The organism is Microcella pacifica, from assembly GCF_009371975.2.
GTDB lineage: Bacteria > Actinomycetota > Actinomycetes > Actinomycetales > Microbacteriaceae > Microcella > Microcella pacifica.
On the sequence record NZ_VIKT02000010.1, the window covers coordinates 39162 to 57486 of the forward strand.

The 18325-nt window shown below is 70.1% G+C and carries 17 protein-coding genes; 6 read left to right on the forward strand and 11 right to left on the reverse strand.

What is annotated here, in order from left to right:
- Nucleotides 1–30: 30 nt before the first annotated feature.
- Nucleotides 31–720 carry a lysophospholipid acyltransferase family protein gene (locus FK219_RS07220; protein ID WP_152583524.1) on the reverse strand — a complete coding sequence of 230 codons (690 nt, stop codon included), beginning with the start codon at nucleotides 718–720 and terminating at the stop codon, nucleotides 31–33.
- A 46-nt stretch (nucleotides 721–766) separates the two neighbouring features.
- A complete protein-coding gene (locus FK219_RS07225) occupies nucleotides 767–1714 on the reverse strand; it encodes an ROK family protein (protein WP_152583525.1) in 948 nt (315 codons plus the stop codon).
- An 89-nt stretch (nucleotides 1715–1803) separates the two neighbouring features.
- Here FK219_RS07225 and FK219_RS07230 point away from each other — a divergent pair, with 89 nt between their 5' ends.
- A complete protein-coding gene (locus tag FK219_RS07230; RefSeq protein WP_152583526.1) occupies nucleotides 1804–3630 on the forward strand; it encodes an AMP-dependent synthetase/ligase in 1827 nt (608 codons plus the stop codon).
- A gap of 57 nt (nucleotides 3631–3687) precedes the next feature.
- Here the strand turns inward: FK219_RS07230 and FK219_RS07235 are convergent, their stop codons facing one another.
- From FK219_RS07235 to FK219_RS07245, 3 genes are all read right to left on the reverse strand, one after another.
- Nucleotides 3688–4185 (reverse strand): peptide deformylase, encoded by a 498-nt coding sequence (locus tag FK219_RS07235; RefSeq protein WP_152583527.1) that lies wholly within the window; start codon nucleotides 4183–4185, stop codon nucleotides 3688–3690.
- A gap of 8 nt (nucleotides 4186–4193) precedes the next feature.
- Nucleotides 4194–5501, reverse strand: a complete 1308-nt coding sequence (locus tag FK219_RS07240) for a MinD/ParA family ATP-binding protein (protein ID WP_328821640.1) — start codon at nucleotides 5499–5501, stop codon at nucleotides 4194–4196.
- A gap of 104 nt (nucleotides 5502–5605) precedes the next feature.
- Nucleotides 5606–9010 carry a pyruvate carboxylase gene (locus FK219_RS07245; RefSeq protein ID WP_152583529.1) on the reverse strand — a complete coding sequence of 1135 codons (3405 nt, stop codon included), beginning with the start codon at nucleotides 9008–9010 and terminating at the stop codon, nucleotides 5606–5608.
- 115 nt (nucleotides 9011–9125) lie between these two features.
- Here FK219_RS07245 and FK219_RS07250 point away from each other — a divergent pair, with 115 nt between their 5' ends.
- On the forward strand, nucleotides 9126–9929 hold the full coding sequence (locus FK219_RS07250) for a ParA family protein (RefSeq protein ID WP_152583530.1): 804 nt from the start codon (nucleotides 9126–9128) through the stop codon (nucleotides 9927–9929).
- A 44-nt stretch (nucleotides 9930–9973) separates the two neighbouring features.
- Here the strand turns inward: FK219_RS07250 and FK219_RS07255 are convergent, their stop codons facing one another.
- The 4 genes from FK219_RS07255 to FK219_RS07270 form a co-directional block, all read right to left on the reverse strand.
- Nucleotides 9974–10519, reverse strand: a complete 546-nt coding sequence (locus FK219_RS07255) for a MerR family transcriptional regulator (RefSeq protein WP_152583531.1) — start codon at nucleotides 10517–10519, stop codon at nucleotides 9974–9976.
- Between the two features lie 118 nt (nucleotides 10520–10637).
- Entirely contained in the window at nucleotides 10638–11342 is a 705-nt protein-coding gene (gene ftsR / locus FK219_RS07260; protein WP_152583532.1) for a transcriptional regulator FtsR, read from the reverse strand.
- Nucleotides 11342–11821 (reverse strand): FHA domain-containing protein, encoded by a 480-nt coding sequence (locus FK219_RS07265; RefSeq protein WP_152583533.1) that lies wholly within the window; start codon nucleotides 11819–11821, stop codon nucleotides 11342–11344. Before FK219_RS07265 ends, ftsR begins: the two co-directional genes overlap by 1 nt.
- Nucleotides 11821–12468, reverse strand: coding sequence for a CDP-alcohol phosphatidyltransferase family protein (locus FK219_RS07270; protein ID WP_328821641.1), 648 nt, complete (start codon nucleotides 12466–12468; stop codon nucleotides 11821–11823). Before FK219_RS07270 ends, FK219_RS07265 begins: the two co-directional genes overlap by 1 nt.
- Before the next feature lie 77 nt (nucleotides 12469–12545).
- Here FK219_RS07270 and FK219_RS07275 point away from each other — a divergent pair, with 77 nt between their 5' ends.
- Both FK219_RS07275 and FK219_RS07280 read left to right on the forward strand, forming a co-directional pair.
- The gene (locus FK219_RS07275) at nucleotides 12546–13379 is read left to right on the forward strand and encodes a DUF1295 domain-containing protein (protein WP_152583534.1); all 834 of its coding nucleotides are present in this window, start codon (nucleotides 12546–12548) and stop codon (nucleotides 13377–13379) included.
- 14 nt (nucleotides 13380–13393) lie between these two features.
- Complete coding sequence (locus FK219_RS07280; protein WP_152583535.1) at nucleotides 13394–13900, forward strand: hypothetical protein; 507 nt, start codon at nucleotides 13394–13396, stop codon at nucleotides 13898–13900.
- Between the two features lie 18 nt (nucleotides 13901–13918).
- Here the strand turns inward: FK219_RS07280 and FK219_RS07285 are convergent, their stop codons facing one another.
- Together FK219_RS07285 and FK219_RS07290 are read right to left on the reverse strand one after the other, a co-directional pair.
- Entirely contained in the window at nucleotides 13919–14683 is a 765-nt protein-coding gene (locus tag FK219_RS07285; protein ID WP_152583536.1) for an SDR family NAD(P)-dependent oxidoreductase, read from the reverse strand.
- Nucleotides 14684–14692: 9 nt separating this feature from the next.
- On the reverse strand, nucleotides 14693–16057 hold the full coding sequence (locus FK219_RS07290; protein WP_152583537.1) for a glucose-6-phosphate dehydrogenase: 1365 nt from the start codon (nucleotides 16055–16057) through the stop codon (nucleotides 14693–14695).
- Nucleotides 16058–16109: 52 nt separating this feature from the next.
- On the opposite strand from FK219_RS07290, the gene FK219_RS07295 reads away from it, so the two are divergent.
- Nucleotides 16110–17900 carry a glycoside hydrolase family 15 protein gene (locus FK219_RS07295; RefSeq protein ID WP_152583538.1) on the forward strand — a complete coding sequence of 597 codons (1791 nt, stop codon included), beginning with the start codon at nucleotides 16110–16112 and terminating at the stop codon, nucleotides 17898–17900.
- A 10-nt stretch (nucleotides 17901–17910) separates the two neighbouring features.
- Nucleotides 17911–18315: an RNA-binding S4 domain-containing protein gene (locus FK219_RS07300; RefSeq protein ID WP_152583539.1), complete on the forward strand. Its 405-nt coding sequence runs from the start codon at nucleotides 17911–17913 to the stop codon at nucleotides 18313–18315.
- Nucleotides 18316–18325: the final 10 nt, after the last annotated feature.

Genomic DNA, 18325 nt, shown 5'->3' on the forward strand with positions numbered 1-18325 from the left:
GCACGGCGCAAGAGGCCGCGACTATCCAGCCTACCGGTCCTTCGCCGGGCGCTTGTCCTTCACGCTCGTCGCGTACACGTCGCGGTACTCCTGGCCGCTCAGGCGCCCGAGCTCGTACATGATCTCGTCGGTGACCGAGCGCAGCACGAAGCGGTCGGATTCGAGGCCGGTGAAGCGCGTGAAGTCGAGCGGTTCGCCGAAGACGACTCCTGGGCGCATGACCTTGGGCAGCTTCGTGCCGATCGGCATGACCTTCTCGGTGTCGATCATGGCCACCGGCACGACGGGCGCACCCGACTCGAGGATCATGCGCGCGACCCCCGTTCGGCCCCGGTACATGATGCCGTCCGGGCTTCTCGTGCCTTCCGGGTAGATGCCGAGGGCGAGACCGTCGGCGAGCACGCGCAGGCCGGTGTTGAGCGACGCCTCGGAGGCTTTGCCGCCCGAACGGTCGATCGGCAGCTGACCCGTGCCGACGAAGAAGAGCTTGGTGAGCCAGCCGCGCAGTCCCTTGCCGGTGAAGTAGTCGCTCTTGGCGAGGAAGACCACGCGACGGTCGAGCACGAGGGGCAGGAAGACGGAGTCGACAAAGGAGAGGTGGTTGCTCGCCAGGATGACGGCGCCGTCCTTCGGCACGTTCTCGATGCCGCGCACCCACGGGCGGAACGCGGTCATGATGATCGGCCCCACCACGAGGTTCTTCATGAGCCAGTAGAACATCGCCGCATCCTCCTTTCGCCCTTGTGAAGCCTAGCCCGCCCGCCGGTCAGCTCGTGGCGGCGTGGATGCGGGCGAGGTCGGCGGCCCCCACGACGCCCGCGTGGTTGTTGAGCTTCGCCACGGCGAAGCGCGGCTCGGGGTGGTACCCGCGTGCTGGCAGGTGGGCGAGGTAGGACTCGCGCACGGGGTCGAGGAGGAGGTCGCCAGCGATGGCGACACCCCCGCCGAACACGAAGAGCTCCGGGTCGAGTACCGCACTCAGGCTCGCGCACGCCTGGCCCAACCAGCCGCCGAGCTGTCGCAGGGCGTGCAGAGCGCCCGGGTCATGCTCGGTGATCAGCTCGGCGAGCACGCCGCCCGTGAGAGCGCCCGCTCGTTCGCGCGCTGCGGCGAGGCCGAGCCCGATGCCACCGGCGTCGGCGATCTCGTTCGCCATCCTCAGCAGCGCACGGCCGGAGCCGTACTGCTCGATGCAGCCGCGCGCTCCGCAGCCGCACGGCAGCCCCTCGGGCACGATGCGCAGGTGCCCGAGCTCGCCGGCGGTGCCGAACCCGCCGCGCAGCAGGCGGTCCCCGGTGACGACGGCTCCGCCGACGCCCGTGCCGATCGTGAGCATGGTCATGTGATGGGCCTCGCGGGCGACACCGAAGCGGAACTCTGCCCACCCCGCCGCGTTCGCGTCATTGTCGATCGTGACGTCGAGGTCGACGCGCTCGCGGAGTTGATCGCGGAAGGGCTCGTGACGCCAGTTGATGTTGGGCGCGTAGTACACCGTGGACTGGTCGGCGTCGATGAAGCCCGCCGCCGCGACGCCCGCCGCGATGACCTCGTTGCCCGATCGCAGCCTCTCGATCATCGCCACGACGAGGTCCATGATGGCCGCGGGATCCTCCGCGGGAGTCGGCTGACGCACCTCGTCGAGGATGCGACCGTCGTCGCTCACGAGGGCTCCGGCGATCTTCGTCCCGCCGATATCGATTCCGATGGAGTGCACGAGCGACGAGTCTACCGAGCGCAGGTCGCGCTCGGTCTTCGCGGGTACAGTGGGGGCATCAACCACCGACCGGTGCCAAAGGAGTTGCCGTGAAAGAATTCGTCGTCCCCGCAGTGGTGACCGCCGACCCCGACGCCAACGCGTCCGACCTGCTGGTCGATCGCGTCGCTCTCACTCCCGAGGGAGCGCTTTTCTCCCTGCCCACCGCCGATGGCGGATGGTCGGATGTCACGGCGCGCGAGTTCCACGAGCAGGTCGTCGCCCTCGCGAAGGGATTCGTGGCCGCAGGGGTCGAGCCCGGCGACAAGATCGGCTTCATGTGCAAGGTGCGCTACGAGTGGACTCTCGTCGACTTCGCCGCGTGGTTCGCCGGTGCGGTGCTCGTGCCGATCTACGAGACGAGCTCGCCGAGCCAGATCCAGTACATCCTTGAGAACTCCGAGGCGCACCACATCATCGTCGAGACCGCGGAGCACTTCGCGCGCTACGACGAGATCGCGGGCGACATCGACGGCATCGGTCACGTCTGGCAGATGCACGTGGGCGACCTCGAGAAGCTCGCGGGCTCCGGCTCGGGAGTGAGCGATGACGATCTCGAGGCGCGGCGGACGACCGCGAAGGGCTCGGACGTCGCGACCCTCATCTACACCTCGGGCTCCACGGGCACCCCGAAGGGCGTCTTGCTCACGCACTCGAACTTCGTCGAGCTCAGCCGCAATGCCGCGGTCGCCATGAAGGAGGTGCTCGCTCCGGGCGCCTCGACGCTGCTCTTCATCACGACGGCGCACATCTTCGCGCGCTTCATCTCGATCCTCGCCGTGCACGGCGGCGCTCGCGTCGGCCACCAGGCCGACACGAAGCAGCTCCTTCCCGCACTCGGCTCCTTCAAGCCGACCTTCCTCCTCGCGGTCCCCCGCGTCTTCGAGAAGGTCTACAACTCCGCGGAGCAGAAGGCGGAGGCCGGCGGCAAGGGCAAGATCTTCCGCAAGGCGGCCGACGTGGCCGTCGCGCACTCGCAGGCGCTCGACGCCGGCTCGGTGCCGCTCGGCCTGAAGCTCCAGTTCGCCCTCTTCGACAGGCTCGTCTACAGCAAGCTGCGTGCCGCGATGGGGGGCAACGTCGTCTACGCCGTGAGCGGCTCCGCTCCCCTCGGTCTGCGACTCGCCCACTTCTTCCGCAGCCTCGGCATCAAGATTCTCGAGGGCTACGGCCTCACCGAGACGACCGCCCCCGCGACGGTCAACCTCGTCGACAGGTTCAAGATCGGCACCACCGGGCCCGCGCTGCCGGGCGTCGGGGTCAAGATCGAGGACGACGGCGAGATTCTCGTGAAGGGCGTCAACGTGTTCGGGGGCTACTGGAAGAACCCCCAAGCCACCGCTGAGGTCATGGATGGTGAGTGGTTCCGCACGGGAGACATCGGCACGCTCGACGACGACGGCTACGTCACGATCACGGGACGCAAGAAGGAGATTCTCGTGACGGCGGGAGGCAAGAACGTCGCCCCCGCCGCGCTCGAGGACCCGATTCGCGCCAACCCGATCGTGGGCCAGGTCGTCGTCGTGGGAGACCAGAAGCCCTTCATCTCCGCGCTCGTCACCCTCGACAGCGAGATGCTGCCGACCTGGCTCAGCAACAACAACGAGGACTCCTCGATGTCTCTCGCGGATGCGGCCCAGCACCCGAAGGTCATCGCCGAGGTGCAGCGCGCGGTCGACGCCGCCAACAGTCGAGTGTCGAGGGCCGAGTCGGTGCGCAAGTTCACGATTCTCGCCACCGAGTTCTCGGAGGCGAGCGGTCATCTCACGCCGAAGATGAGCATCAAGCGCCACGTCATCACGGCCGACTTCGCCGACGTGATCGAGGGCATGTACACCGGCTCGCCGCAGACCCAGGGGGTCTCGATACAGCACTGACCCAGGGGGTCTCGATACTGCGCGGACGGTGCGCGGCGCCGAGGGGTGAGGGTTTGACTAGAGACTGAACCACTCGGCGCTACGCACGGCGCGCATCGCCTCGCGCTTGACCTCGGGCTCGAGCCCTTCGATGTAGAGCTTTCCGCGCAAGTGGTCGGTCTCGTGCTGTAGCGCTTGCGCGAGCAGGCCCTCGCCGCTCAGGTCGACGGTGCGCCCGTCGAGGTCGGTGCCGGTCACACGCGCCCACGGGTGGCGGAGCCGCGGAAAGCCGAGGCCCGGCACGGAGAGGCAGCCCTCGTCGACGGGTTCGGCGTCGCCGCGCACCTCGACGAGCTCGGGGTTGAGCACGTACCCGACGACGCCGTCGATGTTGTAGCTGAAGGCCTGCAGCCCGACACCGATCTGCGGTGCAGCTACTCCGGCGCGGCCGGGAACCTGAACGGTGTCGAGGAGGTCGGTGACGAGCATCCTGACCCTGTCGTCGACCGTCGTGATCGGGTCGGCGGGGCTGCGCAGCACGGGGTCGCCGAAGAGGCGGATGGGGCGGACGGTCACGGCAGCGCTCAGACTCCGCGACGCTCGGGCATGCCCTCGGCGACGAGCGCGGCAAGCTCGCGTGCGGCCGACCGCGTGAGCGGCCGCAGCGAGGCCCAGTTGATGACCGAGCCGGCCGCGAGGTGCTCGTCGTAGGGCATGCGCACGATCGCGCGCACGCGCGAGGCGAAGTGAGCCTCGATCTCCTCGAGCTTGACGAGGTTGGTGCCCTGGGTTCCCGTGTTGATCGCGACGACGGCGGAGCGCACGAGCTCGCCGTAGCCGTTCGCCTCGAGCCACGTGAGGGTCTCGGAGGCGAGCCGAGCTTCATCGACGCTGCCGCCGGAGACGATCACGATCGAGTCGGCGCGGCGGAGGGTCGCGCGCATGACGGAGTGCACGATGCCGGTGCCGCAGTCGGTGAGCACGATCGAGTAGTAGCGCGCCGTGAGGTCGGCGACGACGTTGTAGTCGTTCTCGTCGAAGGCCTCGGAGAGCATCGGGTCGGTGTCGGAGGCGAGGATGTCGAGACGCGTCTCGTCGCGGGAGACGAACGTCGAGAAGTCGGTGAAGCCCGCGATGCTCGGCCCGCGGTTCACGAGGTCGCGCACGGTCGCGCGCGTCTGACGGGCGACGCGCTCGGAGAGGGTGCCGCGGTCGGGGTTGGCGTCGATCGCGACGACGCGGTCGTCGCGCACGTCGGCGAGGGCCATGCCGAGGAGGGTCGTCACGGTCGTCTTGCCGACCCCGCCCTTGCGAGTGAGGACGGGCACGAAGCGGGCCCCGCCGACGAAGGGGGTAGCGATGCGCGCGTCGAGCTCCTTGCGCGCGCGCACGCGGGCCGAGTCGCCCAGGTTGAGGAGGTGGAAGCTGAGTGTGTAGGCGAGCCGCGGCCAGAAGCCCTCCGGCGCGGGGCGGCGGCCGCGCGGGTGGTCGAGCAGGCGATCGGCGGTGAGCATGGCGGCCGTCTCAGGCCCCTCGCTCGTGCCGTCGAGGCGGTCACGACGCGTCGTCGCCGACGGCAGATCGAGGGCGCCCGTGATGGGCTCCGCGGGCGTCATGGCGGCGAGGGCCTCGTCCGAGAGCGAGATAGTCGTCACGCCGGACGTGAGAACCTGCACGACGGCCGGGTCGATCTCGTGCTCGGTGAGGGCGACAGCCTGCTCATCCTCGGGCGCCTCGTGCACGGGGGCGGGCAGCTCGACATCGATCGACATGCTCGGCGGCAGCGCGGCCGCGAGGTCGCCGTCGGCGGTCGGCTCGCGCCCGTCGTCGACGGTGTACTCCTCGTCGACGCGGGAGCTGCGCGACGAAGTCGAGCGCTTGGCTGCAGCCACGTACTCCCCCTCGGTCAGTGAACGTGCTCGGTCGGTGACCGTGACAGAACACCACAGTCTACCGCCCTCCGCACTCGCGGAACGGAGGGCCTCTCGAGTACCGCTCATGCGTCGCCGACGACGACGAGCAGGTCGCCCGCCTCCACCTGCTGCGTGGTCGGCACGGCGAGCCGCGAGACGGTGCCGGCCACCGGCGACGTGATGGCGGCCTCCATCTTCATGGCCTCGATCGTGGCGACGCTCTGCCCTGCTTCGACCGTGTCGCCCTCCCCGACCTGCAGGGTCACGACGCCGCTGAACGGCGCGGCGACATGGCCGGGCTGCGCGGGGTCCGCCTTCTCCGTCTTCGTGCTCTCGACCTCGATCGAGCGATCGCGCACGAGCACCGGGCGCAATTGACCGTTGAGCGTCGCCATGACGGTGCGCATGCCCTTCTCGTCCGGCTCGCTGATGGCTTCGAGGGCGACGAAGAGGCTCACCCCCGTCTCGATCTCGATGGTGTGCTCGACGCCGGGCTGGAGCCCGTAGAGGTAGTCGGGCGTGCGCAGCACCGAGAGGTCTCCGTACTGCTCGCGCACCTGCAGGAACTGCTGGGTGGGCTGGGCGAAGAGCAGCTGGTTGAGCATGAGCCGTCGATCGTCGGTCTCCCCGGCGAGCTTGGCGCGCTGCTCGTCAATGAGCTCGGTCACGCCGATCTTCGGCGTGCGGCCCTTGAGCACTTTGCTGCGGAAGGGCTCCGGCCACCCGCCAGGCAGGTCGCCGAGCTCTCCCGCCATGAACCCGATGACGGAGTCGGGGATGTCGTACTTGCCGGGGTTCTCCTCGAAGTCGGCCGGGTCGGCTCCCGCGGCGGCCATCTGCAGGGCGAGATCGCCCACGACCTTGCTCGAGGGCGTGACCTTCGTGGGGCGGCCGAGGATGCGGTTGGCCTCGGCGTACCAGTCCTCGATGAGCTCGAATCGGTCGGCGAGGCCGAGCGCGGTCGCCTGCTGGCGCAGGTTCGAGAGCTGACCACCGGGGATCTCGTGCTTGTAGACGCGCCCGGTGGGGCCAGCGAGGCCCGACTCGAAAGGCTTGTAGGCGGTGCGTACGGCCTCCCAGTACGGTTCGAGATCGCTCACCGCCTGCAGCGGGATGCCCGTGTCGCGCTCGGTGTGCGCGAGTGCCGCGACGAGGGCGGAGAGCGGCGGCTGGGAGGTGGTTCCCGCCATGGGCGCGCTCGCGGCATCCACGGCGTCGGCACCCGCGCGCGAGGCCGCCAGCAGCGTCGCGAGCTGACCGCCGGCGGTGTCGTGCGTGTGCACGTGCACGGGCAGGTCGAAGCGCTCGCGGAGAGCGCCGACGAGCTTCTCGGCCGCACTCGCGCGCAGCAGCCCCGCCATGTCCTTGATGGCGAGGATGTGCGCGCCGGAGTCGACGATCTGCTCGGCGAGGCGCAGGTAGTAGTCGAGCGTGTACAGGTCTTCGGCCGGGTCGAGGAGGTCGCCCGAGTAGCACATCGCGACCTCGGCGATCGTGGAGCCCGTGCCGAGCACGGCGTCGATCGCGGGGCGCATCTGGTCGACATCGTTGAGCGCGTCGAAGATGCGGAAGATGTCGATGCCGGTCTCCGCAGCCTCGGCCACGAACGCGTCGGTGACCTCGGTCGGGTACGGCGTGTAGCCGACCGTGTTGCGTCCGCGCAGCAGCATCTGGATGGCCACATTGGGCAGCGCTGCGCGCATCGCGGCCAGGCGCTGCCACGGGTCCTCGCCGAGGAATCGCAGGGCGACGTCGTAGGTCGCTCCGCCCCAGGCCTCGACGCTCAGCAACTGGGGGGTCATGCGGGCGACGTGCGGCATGACGGTCGTGAGGTCGGTCGTGCGCACGCGCGTCGCGAGCAGCGATTGGTGAGCATCCCGGAATGTCGTGTCGGTCACGGCGAGAGCGGTCTGCGCGCGGAGGTCGGCCGCGAACCCGGCGGGGCCGAGTTCGAGCAGGCGCTGGCGCGAGCCGCTCGGCGCCTCCGCTTCCAGGTCGATGGTCGGGAGCTTGACGGCCGGGTCGAGGATGCCCTCACCGGGGCCGTTCGGCTGGTTCACCGTGACGTCCGCGAGCCACGTGAGCACCTTCGTGCCGCGGTCCTTCGAGGGGTTGGCGGTCACGAGCTCGGGGCGCTCATCGATGAAGGACGTGCTCAGGTCGCCCGCGATGAACTCCGGGTCATCGAGGACGGCCTGGAGGAACGGGATGTTCGTGGTGACGCCGCGGATGCGGAACTCCGCGAGCCCTCGTCGGGCGCGCGAGACGGCGGCGGCGAAGTCGCGACCGCGGCACGTCATCTTGGCGAGCATCGAGTCGAAGTGCGGGGAGATCTGGGCGCCGGAAGCGATCGTGCCGCCGTCGAGTCGCACGCCCGCACCACCGGGAGAGCGGTAGGTCGTGATCTTGCCCGTGTCGGGGCGGAACCCGCTCGCCGGGTCCTCGGTCGTGATGCGGCACTGCAGGGCGGCGCCGCGCAGGTGGATCTGCTCCTGCTGCAGTCCGAGCTCGGCGAGGGACTGACCGTAGGCGATGCGCATCTGCGACTGCACGAGGTCGACGTCGGTCACTTCCTCGGTCACGGTGTGCTCGACCTGGATGCGCGGGTTCATCTCGATGAAGACGTGCTCGCCCTTGCGCTCCCCCGCGGTGTCGAGCAGGAACTCGACCGTGCCGGCGTTGACGTAGCCGATCGACTTCGCGAACGCGATCGCGTCCCGGTACATGGCCTGACGCACATCCTCGTCGAGGTTCGGCGCCGGGGCGATCTCGACGACCTTCTGGTGCCGGCGCTGCACCGAGCAGTCGCGCTCGAAGAGGTGCACCGTCTCACCGCTCGAGTCGGCGAGAATCTGCACCTCGATGTGGCGGGGGCGCACAACCGCCTGCTCGACGAACATCGTGGCGTCGCCGAAGGCGCTGTCGGCCTCGCGCATGGCGGCCTCGAGCGCCTCCTTGAGGTCCTCGCGCTTCTCGACTCGGCGCATCCCTCGCCCGCCGCCGCCCGCGACAGCCTTCGCGAAGATGGGGAAGCCGATGTCGTCGGCCGCGTCGAGGAGCACCTGCATGTCGGTCGTCGCCGGGGACGACTTGAGCACGGGCACGCCCGCGGCGATCGCCTTCTCCTTCGCCGTGACCTTGTTGCCCGCCATCTCGAGCACCGAGCGGGGCGGGCCGATGAAGGCGATGCCCGCGTCGGCGGCCGCCTGCGCGAGGTCGGGGTTCTCACTGAGGAAGCCGTAGCCCGGGTAGATCGCGTCGGCGCCGGACTCCTGGGCTACGCGGATGATCTCGCTCACGTCGAGGTAGGCCCGTACGGGGTGCCCTTCCTCGCCGATCTGGTACGCCTCGTCGGCCTTGAGCCGGTGCATCGAGTTGCGATCCTCGAAGGGGAAGACGGCGACCGTCTTCGCGCCCAGCTCGTACGCGGCGCGGAAGGCGCGGATCGCGATCTCGCCGCGGTTGGCTACCAGGATCTTGCGGAACATCTTGTCCTTTCGCGGGCGGCCCGGGGCGAACCCTGGAAGCCGCCTGACGGTGGGGGCGGATGGCGTCGGCGCGAATGCACGCGACTCCAGACTAGTAAAGGTAGGGTCGGTGTTCGTGCACGTACTCAGCATCAGCTCCCTGAAGGGAGGCGTGGGCAAGACCACCGTCACCCTCGGCCTCGCGTCGGCGGCGTTCGCTCGGGGCCTGCGCACCCTCGTCGTCGACCTCGACCCGCAGTCCGATGCCTCGACGGGCATGGACATCCAGGTCGCGGGGCACCTCACGATCGCCGACGTGCTCGGCGCGCCCAAGGAGCGCACGGTGCGGCAGGCGATCGCCCCGAGCGGCTGGACGCGCGGTCGCCCCGGCACGGTCGACGTGCTCATCGGCAGCCCGAGCGCGATCAACTTCGACGGCCCGCACCCGAGCATCCGCGAGATCTGGAAGCTCGAGGAGGCCCTCGCCCACGTCGAGGCCGACTACGACCTCGTGCTCGTCGACTGCGCCCCCTCGCTCAACGCGCTCACGCGCACGGCGTGGGCGGCGAGCGACCGGGTGGTCGTCGTCACGGAGCCCGGCCTGTTCTCGGTCGCGGCCGCCGACCGTGCTCTGCGGGCGATCGAGGAGATTCGCCGCGGGCTCTCCCCCCGCCTGCAGCCTCTCGGCATCATCGTCAATCGCGCGCGCGTGCAGTCGCTCGAGCACCAGTTCCGCATCAAGGAGCTGCGCGACATGTTCGGCCCGCTCGTGCTCGCCCCTCAACTGCCCGAGCGCACCTCGCTGCAGCAGGCTCAGGGCGCGGCGAAGCCCCTGCACATGTGGCCGGGCGACAGCGCGCTCGAGATGGCGCGCAACTTCGACCAGTTGCTCGACCGGGTCATGCGCACGGGTCGACTGGGCGAGTACGCGGCAGGCTAGCGCGCGCACCGCCGAGCGCGAGGCTCGAGCGGGATGCTCGCGGTTCAGCTCGCGCGGGTGGACCGCCGCGCGGCGAGCTCGTCCTGCGGGTCGGCCGCGGGCGTCGAGTCGAGGTCGACGAGGCTCGACTCCACCTCGCGCAGCACCTTGCCGACGGCGATGCCGAACACGCCCTGGCCGCGGCTGACGAGGTCGATGACCTCGTCGTCGCTCGTGCACAGGTAGACGCTCGCACCATCGCTCATGAGCGTCGTCTGCGCGAGGTCGTTGACGCCGGCCTCGCGCAACTGGTTGACGGCCGTGCGGATCTGCTGGAGGGAGATGCCGGTATCGAGAAGTCTCTTGACGAGCTTGAGCACGAGGATGTCGCGGAAGCCGTAGAGGCGCTGCGTGCCCGACCCGGAGGCGCCACGCACGGTGGGCTCGACGAGCTCGGTGCGCGCCCAGTAGTCGAGCTGGCGGTAGGAGATGCCGGCGGCACGAGCCGCCACCGCCCCGCGATAGCCGGCCTGGTCATCGAGCTCGGGCAGACCTTCGGTGAACAGCAGCCCGAGGTCGTACCGCTCTGCACGGCCGCTGACGTCGCCCATTGCCCCACCTAACCTTCATGTTGAACGTGACAGTTGCTGTCCCGTCGTTCACAGTAGCTACCCGTCCCGCGTCGACCGGAGACATTCGCTCGGACACGTCGGCGTGTCGGGGCCCTTGCTACGACTGTAGCCTGCCGAGAGCCGATCTGATGAGACTCGATCGCACGATTTCGAGCTGACCCGCGATCTCGCGCGCGAGTTCGGCCGCCTTCGCGCGACTCGACGGATCGTTGCGCCGTGACACGGGAACGAGTGCCGACTCGATGAGCCCGAGCTCACGCTCGGCGGCTGCCCGGAAGCCTCTCAGGTGGCGCGGCTCGATGCCCGAGCGCTGCAGCTCGACGAGTGCGCGCACGACGGCGAGAGCATCCTCACCGAAGGTCTCGGCGGCCGGGACGAGCGACGCGCTCACGGCGTCGTTCAGCAGCCCCGCGCTCGCACCGCTCTCGTGCATCAGCTCCTCGCGGCTCCAGAGGCGCTCGGTCGCGAGCATCGAGGGCAGGGGAACCGAGCCGAGCGGCAAGGCGGGCATGCGCCCCGCCTCGAGCTCGGCGAGATGACTGCGGATGACCTTGAGCGGCAGGTAGTGGTCGCGCTGGAGGGTCAGGACGAAGCGCAGGCGGTCGACGTCGCGCGGCGAGAACTTGCGGTAGCCCGACTCGGTGCGGTCGGGGGCGACGAGTTGCTGCTCTTCGAGGAAGCGCAGTTTCGACGGCGTCAGATCGGGGAACTCCGGGCTGAGCTTCGCGAGCACCTGACCGATGCTGAGCAGGGCGCCCTTGCCGGGCTCGCGAGCCGGGGTGGCGGCGGGCCGTGCGGGCATCAGGCGCTCGAGGGCAGGTCGTGCCGGGACGCGTAGAACGTGAGGTGGAACTTGCCGACCTGCACTTCGGAGCCGTCGACGAGGGGCACCGTCTCCTCGATGCGCTCGCCGGCCATGAAGGTGCCGTTGAGGGAACCGAGGTCGCGCACGGAGAACTGGGAGCCGTGGCGCAGGAACGAGGCGTGCTTGCGGGAGACGGTCACGTCGTCGAGGAAGATGTCGGCGTCGGGGTGGCGGCCGGCGACCGTGACGTCGGAGTCGAGCAGGAACCGCGCGCCGGTGTTCGGCCCGCGGCGCACGATGAGAAGGCCCGAGGATGCCGGCAGGGCCGCGATGACCTCGAGCTCCTCCGGCGAGATGCCCGCCTCCATCGCCGCGAGCTGCGCTGCGAATTCGGGCCCGTAGTGCACCGTCGTCTCGTGCGGGCGGTACTCGGTCGACTCGTCACCGGTACGACCGTTCTGCGGGGCCTCAGCCATCAACGCACCTCCTCACGACCCAGCGTATCCGATGCTCCGGGTGCCGGTTGCGCCGATTCGGCCAGCAGCGCGAGCGTCTGACGGAGGTAGAGGGCGCCCGCCCACCAGTAGAGGAAACCACCCCAGAGGATGAACGCCCAGCCGATGGGGTCGCTCACGGCAGCGACCTGCGGAAAGGCCTGGCCGAGCACGAGGATCGGGAGGGCGTAGAAGAGCGCGAAGGTCGCGAGCTTGCCGAGATGATGCACCGGCAGGGGGCCGTAGTCGTGCTGGGCGAGCACGACGCCGAGCACGGCGAGCAGCACGTCGCGGCCCACGATGACGATGACGACCCACCAGGGCACGACCTCGCGCACGGCGAGCGCGATGACGGCGGCGAAGATGAAGAGGCGGTCGGCTGCAGGGTCGAGCAGTTGGCCGAGCTTGGTGATCTGACCGAATCGCCGGGCGATGATGCCGTCGAGGTAGTCGGTCGCGCTCGAGACGATGATGACGACGAGTGCCGCGAGGTCTTGCCCCGTGAGGACGAGGGCGAGGAACACCGGCACGAGCAGCAGGCGCACGGTGCTCAGGGCATTGGGGATCGTGACGATGCGATCGCTCACGACCGCGCTCGTCCCGCTCGTCTCCTCCTCCTGCTGGGCCACGCCGTCAGTCTAGTGATGCTCGCCTCCCGCGCTCGGTGCACTATCCGCTGCCGCACGGGAGTCGCTAGCATGCGAGCATGGACCCCCTTCTCGTGGCCCTCGGCATCGCCGCCGGGGTCAGCCTCTTCACCTGGATCGCCTCTCTCGTGACGGGAGACCACTCGTGGGTCGACCGCATCTGGTCGATCGTCCCCGTCGTGTACGTCGCTGTCTTCTGGGCCGCGAGCGGCTTCACGGATGCCCGACTCACGATCATGACGGCGCTCGTCGCGCTGTGGGGAGCGCGGCTGACGTTCAACTTCGCGCGCAAGGGCGGCTACCGCGGCGTGGAGGACTACCGCTGGCCGATCCTGCGCGAGCGCATGACGAGCGGCCAGTTCCACGTGTTCAACATCGTCTTCATCGTGCTCTTCCAGAACGCGCTCCTGCTGCTCATCGCGCTGCCCGCGCACGTCGCCTTCGAGAATCGCGGCACGCCCGTCGGCGCGCTCGATCTCGGCCTCGCCGCGCTCTTCCTCGCACTGCTGATGGGCGAGTTCGTCGCCGACCAGCAGCAGTGGTCGTTCCAGCAGGCCAAGGCCGCGACGATCGCGGCGGGCGGGGAGCCTCAGGAGCGCTTCGTGACCTCGGGGCTGTGGCGCGTGAGCCGGCACCCGAACTTCTTCTTCGAGCAGGCGCAGTGGTGGGTGCTCTACGCGATGGGGGCGGTCGCCCTCGGTGCGGCGCTGCACTGGACGCTCGTGGGCCCGGTGCTGCTCACGGCGCTCTTCATCGGGTCGACGGTCTTCACGGAGTCGATCACGCGCGGGCGCTACCCCGAGTACGCCGAGTACCAGCGGGCGACCTCCATGCTCATCCCGTGGATTCCCCGAGACCGTCGTGGCGCTACCGCCGATGTGCCTGCCTCCTGACTACCCTCGCCTCCATGTCGTGCATTCGCTTCAACACTCCCGCCCAGCGGCGCCAGCTCGCGGCGAACGCGCCTTCGATGCAGGCCGAGCGCGCCGATGATCGCGTCGATGAGCCCGTCGCGCGCTTCCTCTCCCCCGCCGTGACCGCGTCGAAGGTCGCGCGCATCCGCCGTCTCGCCGCCGACCGCAATCCGAAGATCCGGGCGAGCGCTGCCGCGTCGTACCACGCGCCCGAGGAGGTCTACGAGGCGCTCTCGCGCGACGAGGACGCCGAGGTGAGGGCGTGCATCGCGAAGAACGAGCAGGTTCCCTGCGACATCCTGCGCCGCCTCGCTCATGACCCGGACGAGCGTGTGCGCGGGTTCGTGGCGCTCAATTTCTTCGTGCCGGCCGACGCCATGACCGACCTCGCGGAGGACCCGAGCGCCGTCGTGCGCGGTCTCGTCGGCTGGAAGGCGCGCCTGGCAGCGGAGAACCTCGCCGCGAACGGCGAGGCCTCCCCCGAGCTCGCGTCGCTCTAGCGACGATCTTTCCTCGGGTCAGTCCCCTCCGCGCGAGCGGAATCCGCCGGCGGCGGCGACACGATCCGGCAGAACTCTCGCAAGGCCCGCGATCACGCGGTAGCGCAGAGTGGGAATGACGACCGAGCGGCCGCGCTCGATACCACGTATCGCCAGCCTCACGACCCGCGGCGCATCGAGCCAGAGGAACACCGGAATGCCCGCGGTCGAGACCTCCATGCGCTCGTGGAACTCGGTGCGCACGAACCCCGGGCACACGGCTGTGACGCTCACACCGCGGTCGCGGTAGGCGAGGTTCGCCCCGCGCGCGAAGGTCACGCCCCACGCCTTCGCCGCTGCGTAGGTGCCGCGCGGGGTGAAGGCGGCCACGGAGGAGATGAGCACGATGCGCCCCGAGCCTCGGTCGAGCATCCCGCCGAGCGCCGCCTGGGTCAGCCGCAGCGGCACGCTCACGTGGATGTCGAGGTGGCGCTTCTCCTGCTCGACCGTGTTCTCGTGCAGCTCTCCTCGGATTCCGTACCCGGCGTTGTTGACGAGCAGGTCGATGGGGCGGCGGCGTTCGAGGAGACGCGCCGCGACGGAGTCGAGGCCCTCGGGGTCGAGCAGGTCGGCGGGCAGCGCCTCGACCCGAACCCCGAACTCATGCTGCAGGGCCGCCGCGGCCTCGGCGAGGCGGGAGGCGTCGCGCGCGACGAGCACGAGGTCGTGGCCCTGCGCGGCGAACTGCCGGGCGAACTCGGCGCCGATGCCGGCGGTGGCCCCCGTGATGAGTGCGGTCGTCATGAGCCCACGCTAGCGACTGCTCCAGTGCTCCGGCCCCGCGCTGCCGGCCGCGTACTCCTCGAGGGCCACCTCGTCGCGTCGCCACGCCTCGAGCACGGGCTCGACGATGCGCCAGCACTCCTCGGCGAGGTCGCCGCGCACCGAGAGCGTGTCGTCGCCGGTGAGGATGCCCGAGAGCACCTCCCCGTAGGCGGTCAACTGGCCCGCACCGAACTCGGTCTCGAGCCGAACCCGATCGAGGTCGAACGGGTCGCCCGCGCCGTTGATGTCGAGGTCGAGAGAGAGCCGCTCGGGCATGAGTGCGATGCGCACGACCGCGGGCGGCTGCTCTCCCCGCAGCCCGCGGGGGCGATCGTCCACCGGCCGCAGCGTGAGGCGCAGCTCGGTGAGCGGAGACCCGAGCGCCTTGCCGCTGCGCACCGTGAAGGGCACTCCGCGCCACCGCGGCGCGTCGACCTCGAGGTCGATCTCGGCGAGGGTCTCCGTGCCGCGATCCGGCTCGACGCCCTCCTCGCTCGCGTAGTCGGGAATGCTGCGACCCTCGATGTCGCCCGCCGTGTACCGCGCGCGGCGGCTCGCCGTGGCGCTGTCGCCCGCGACGCGCGTGCGCGCGAGCGCCTCGACCATCGCGTCGTGCAGGTCGTCGGCCCCGACGCTCGCCGGTGCGTCCATGGCCACGAGCGCGTGCACGAGGAGGAGGTGGCTCTGGATCATGTCGACGAGCGCTCCCGCACCGTCGTAGTACCCCGCGCGCCCCTCGAGCGCGAGAGTCTCATCGAAGACGATGTCGACCCGCTCGACGTGCTCGGCGCTCCACAGCGCCTCGAGTGCTCGATTGGCGAACCGCAGGCCGAGCAGGTTGATGACGGTGGCCAGCCCGAGGAAGTGGTCGATGCGGAAGGTGCGGGACTCGGGCAGCAGCTGCGCGAGGGCGGCGTTGAGCCGGGCGGCCGAGGCGCCGTCGACCCCGAAGGGCTTCTCGAGCGCGAGCCGCGTGCCGGGCGGCAGGTCGACGCCGCGCAGGGCCTCGATGGCGTGCTCGGTCACCGCGGGCGGGAGAGCGAAGTACAGGATGGGGGGATGCTCGGCGGTCTCGAGGAGGCGGAGCAGGGCATCCGGATCGGTCGCGTCAGCCTCCTCGAACCGCGTCCCCTCCACGACCGCGTCACGCAGCGGGCCGCTGCCGAGGGCCGTGCGCACCTGCTCGCGCCAGTCCTCCTGGGGCATGGTGTGGTGGCCGACGCCCACGAGCTCGAGAGGCTCGACCAGGTCATCTGCCTCCCCCTGCGCGAGAACGCCGTCGAGTCCCGGCAGCAGGAGCCGTCGAGTGAGGTCGCCGCCGGCGCCGAGGATGATGAGGGTGCGTCCGGTCATCCCTCCACACTAGCGAGGCGACCTGCAAGGTGCGTCTGATTGGATGGAGCGCATGCCTGAGCCCCTCGAGAACTACGCCCTCATCGGAGACTGCCGGTCGGCAGCGCTCGTCGGCCGCACCGGGTCGATCGACTGGTTGTGCATGCCCCGGTTCGACTCCGCCTCGCTGTTCGCCCGCATCCTGGGCGACGAGACGCACGGGCACTGGTCGCTCAACCCGGTCGGAGCGGGCGAGTGCACCAGTCGGCAGTACGAGGAGGACACCTTCATCCTCATCACGCGGTGGGTGACCGAGTCGGGTGAGGTCGAGGTCATCGACTCGATGCCGCACGGCGATGGCGCCGCCGACGTGGCCCGTCGCGTGGTCGGCATCAGCGGCGAGGTCGTCATGGAGGAGGTGCTGCGCATCCGCTTCGACTACGCGGACGCGATGCCGTGGGTGCGGCAGACCGGCACCGAGGAGGAGCCGGAGCTCGTCGCGATCGCCGGGCCGGACGCCGTGATTGTGCGCGGGCCCCACTTCCAGTCGATCGACCACGCCCACCGCGCCGAGTTCACGGTGCGCGAGGGCGAGACGGTCGACACGGTGCTCACGTGGTTCCCGAGCCACAAGACGCCCTACCCGCCTCTCGACCTCGACCAGCAGCTCGCCGACACGCGCGCCTGGTGGCAGCGTTGGGCGCGAGCGTGCCGCGAGCCGGGAGCCTACGACGCCGAAGTGCGCCGCTCTCTCCTCGTGCTACGCGCACTCACGCACGAGACGACGGGCGGCATCGTCGCCGCCCCGACGACGAGCCTGCCGGAGGACATGGGCGGCAGTCGCAACTGGGACTACCGCTACGTGTGGCTGCGGGATGCCGCTCTCACGCTCGAGGCGCTCATGCTGCACGGCTACGAGCGGGAGGCGCACGAGTGGCGCGACTGGCTGCTGCGCGCGATCGCCGGCGACCCCGAGGACGTGCAGATCATGTACGGCCTCTCGGGCGAACGCAACCTGCATGAGCGCGAGGTTCCGAGCCTGCCCGGCTACCGCGGCTCGGCCCCTGTGCGCATCGGCAACGGGGCGTATACGCAGTTCCAGGGCGACATCTTCGGCGAGGTCATGATCGCGCTCGAGGATGCCCGTGACCTGGGGGTGGCGGAGGACGGCTTCTCATGGTCGCTGCAGGTGGCGCTACTCGAGCACATCTCGCAGAACCTCGATCGGGAGGACAACGGCATCTGGGAGATTCGCGGCCCGCACCAGCGGTTCACGCACTCCCGCGCGATGATCTGGGCGGCCTTCGACCGCGGCATCACGGCGGTGCACACTCACGGTCTTCGCGGCCCGGTGGAGCGCTGGGAGCTCGTGCGGGCGCAGCTCGGCGACGAGATCGAGCGCCTCGGCTTCGACTCGGAGCGCGGGCACTACGTGCAGCACTACGGCACCACGGAGGTCGACGCCTCACTGCTGCAGCTCGCCCAGATCGGCTATGTCGCCTACGACGATCCGCGCATGCTCGGCACGGTCGCCGAGATCGAGCGCACCCTCCTGCGCGACGGGCTGCCGCTGCGGTATCGCACGGAGAGCGGGGTCGACGGCCTCGAGGGTAACGAGCATCCGTTCCTCACCTGCGCGTTCTGGCTCGTCGAGCAGTACGCGCGCTCCGGTCGCCTCGACGACGCCGTCGTGCTCATGGACAGGCTCGTCGGGCTCACGAACGACGTCGGGCTGCTCTCGGAGGAGTACGACACCGTGAACGAGTGCCACATGGGCAACACGCCTCAGGCGCTCTCGCACCTCTCCCTCGTGCGAGCAGCCGACTCGATCGCGTTCGCGAGGCAGGAAGCGGTCTCCGCGTGAGCGGCCCCGCATGAGCGGCAGCGCCTCGAGCAACGGGGCCCGCGTGGACGCGTGGGTGTGGGCCATCCGCCTGTACTCCACCCGATCGGCAGCGACCGCGGCGTGCAAGGCCGGCCACGTCAAGGTGAACGGGGCCTCCGCCAAACCGGCGCAGGTCGTGCGCCCCGGCGACACCGTGCGCGCCCTCACCCCGGGGGGCGAGCGCATCGTCGAGGTGGCGGGCATCATCACAAAGCGCACGAGCGCGCCGCTCGCCGTGAAGAACTACGTCGACCGCACGCCGCCCCCGCCGCCCAAGGCGGAGCGGCCCGCTGCGATCGTGCGAGAGCGCGGGGCGGGGCGCCCGACGAAGCGCGATCGTCGACTCACCGAGCGCTTGCGCGGGCGCGACCGCGCCCCGGAGACGGACTACTGAGCACGGCGCC